Genomic DNA, 1,648 nt, shown 5'->3' with positions numbered 1-1,648 from the left:
TTTTATAAAAAATAGATTAATTAAATATATTAGGAGTTAAATTTTATGAGTATTTTAGATGTTAAAAACGTAAGTCATGGATTTGGTTCTAGAGTTATTTTAGAAAATGCCTCTTTCAGACTTTTAAAAGGTGAACATGTTGGATTAGTTGGAGCTAATGGAGAAGGAAAATCAACATTTTTAAATATTATTACTGGTAAACTTATGCCTGATGAGGGACAAGTTTCTTGGTGTAATCATATTACAACAGGATATCTTGATCAATATAGTACCTTGGAAAAGGGAAAAACAATTAGAGATATTTTAAAATCTGCCTTTGCTCATATGTTTGAGCTAGAACAGGAAATTATGGATCTCTATACAAAAATGGGTGACTGTTCTCCTGAAGAGATGGACTCAATCTTAGAAGAAGTTGGAGAGATTCAGAGTATTTTAGAAGGTGCTGATTTCTATAATTTAGATTCTAAAATTGAAGAGTATGCCGCTGGATTAGGGTTACTTGATATTGGTCTAGAGAGAGATGTCTCTGAACTTTCCGGTGGACAAAGAGCTAAAATACTATTAGCTAAAGTTTTACTGGAAAACCCTATGATATTAATTCTAGATGAGCCTACAAACTTCTTGGATGAAGATCATATAACTTGGTTAAAAAATTTCTTAAAAAATTACGAAAATGCTTTTATTTTAGTATCTCATGATATTCCATTTTTAAATGAGGTTACAAATGTAATATATCATATTGAAAATGCAGTTCTAACTAGATATACTGGCGATTACTACCAATTTAAAGAGATGTATGAATTAAAAAAGAGACAAATAGAAGCAGCTTATAAAAAGCAACAGAAAGAAATTGCCCATTTACAAGATTTCATTGCTAGAAATAAGGCTAGAGTTGCTACAACAAACTTAGCTAAAGATAGACAAAAAAAATTGGATCGTATGGATATTATTGAAATTGCAAGAGAGAAGCCTAAACCAATTTTTGGATTTAAAACTGCCAGAACTCCTTCTAGAGAAATTATCACTGTAAAAGACCTTGTTATTGGATATAATGAACCTTTAACAAAACCACTTAATTTTACAATAGAACGTAATCAAAAAATTGCGATAAAAGGTGTAAATGGTTTAGGAAAATCAACTCTTCTTAATACAATTTTAAAAAGAATAAAATCTTTATCTGGAGAGATTGAGCATGGTCAGTTTTTAGAGATAGGATACTTTAAACAAGAGGAGGAAAGCTCTTCTACAACTGCTTTAGATGAGTTTTGGAATGAATTCCCTGGTTTAACTAATGCTGAGGTTAGAGCCGCTCTTGCTAAGTGTGGGCTTACTACAGATCATATAACTAGCCAAATGCGTGTATTATCTGGAGGGGAAAATGCTAAGGTTAGACTTGCTAAAATTATGAATCGTGAAATTAACTTTTTAATTTTAGATGAGCCTACAAACCACTTAGATGTAGATGCTAAAGAGGAACTTAAAAGAGCTATTAAAGAGTTTAACGGTACTGTTTTAATGGTAAGCCATGAGCCAGAGTTTTATATGGATGTTGCAACTGAAATTTGGAATGTTGAGGATTGGACAACTAAAATAATTTAATAAATTTTTAATTTAAAAACTACCAGTAGTTGAACACTATTGGTAGTCT

At 30.9% G+C, this 1,648-nt stretch carries 1 protein-coding gene; it reads left to right on the top strand.

Annotated features, from left to right (window positions below; all coding sequences use genetic code 11):
- The first annotated feature begins 45 nt into the window (after positions 1-45).
- On the top strand, positions 46-1,599 hold the full coding sequence (locus ACMOUI_RS08185; RefSeq protein WP_418965236.1) for an ABC-F family ATP-binding cassette domain-containing protein: 1,554 nt from the start codon (positions 46-48) through the stop codon (positions 1,597-1,599).
- Positions 1,600-1,648: the final 49 nt, after the last annotated feature.

The organism is Cetobacterium sp., assembly GCF_048470075.1.
Taxonomy (GTDB): Bacteria; Fusobacteriota; Fusobacteriia; order Fusobacteriales; family Fusobacteriaceae; genus Cetobacterium_A.
This window is presented reverse-complemented; position numbering and strand designations above follow the sequence as displayed.

Excerpts from the sequence above, each read along its gene's own strand:
- ACMOUI_RS08185 (WP_418965236.1), top strand. The coding sequence starts at position 46 with ATGAGTATTTTAGATGTTAAAAACGTAAGTCATGGATTTGGTTCTAGA.